Origin of the sequence: Mesorhizobium sp. M1A.F.Ca.ET.072.01.1.1, assembly GCF_004023325.1 — a bacterium.
In the GTDB taxonomy this organism is placed as follows: domain Bacteria; phylum Pseudomonadota; class Alphaproteobacteria; order Rhizobiales; family Rhizobiaceae; genus Mesorhizobium.
Genome location: NZ_RZSF01000806.1, coordinates 1 through 387 on the forward strand (window position 1 = coordinate 1; position 387 = coordinate 387).

The following is a 387-nucleotide window of genomic DNA, read 5'->3' on the forward strand; positions in this document are numbered from 1 at the left end:
GTCGATGATCTGCCGTTCTCCGTCCAGCAGCCCGCGGTAGAGCAGGGCCCAACCCGATTTCACGATGAATATTGTGTCGTCGTCATCATCCTGGCGGCACAGGACCGAGTGGGGTTTGTAGATCTTGGCGGTGCCGAGAAAATCATTGTTCGCCCACTCGTTCTTGGACGATGTTTCCCCCGAATGATGTGACCCTATGAACTGCGACAGCGTCTGCATGGAGACCCGCGAGTTTGTTTCAATTTATGCACAACCTACAATAGTTGCTTTCAAAAGGCCAGCTGTACACAACTTTGTGTGTTCTGGCCTTGCCGATGCATCGTGCCCCACCCGCCGCGCAAATCAGCCAATTGCATCAACGCTGCGCCGAACTTCAAAGTTCCGCAT

At 53.7% G+C, this 387-nt stretch carries 1 protein-coding gene; it reads right to left on the bottom strand.

Annotation, left to right across the window (positions count from 1 at the left end; genetic code table 11):
• Nucleotides 1–219, bottom strand: a 219-nt coding sequence (locus tag EOA32_RS38135; protein ID WP_145971552.1) for a cyclic nucleotide-binding domain-containing protein, incomplete at its 3' end; no start/stop codon positions are given.
• Nucleotides 220–387 lie beyond the last annotated feature (168 nt).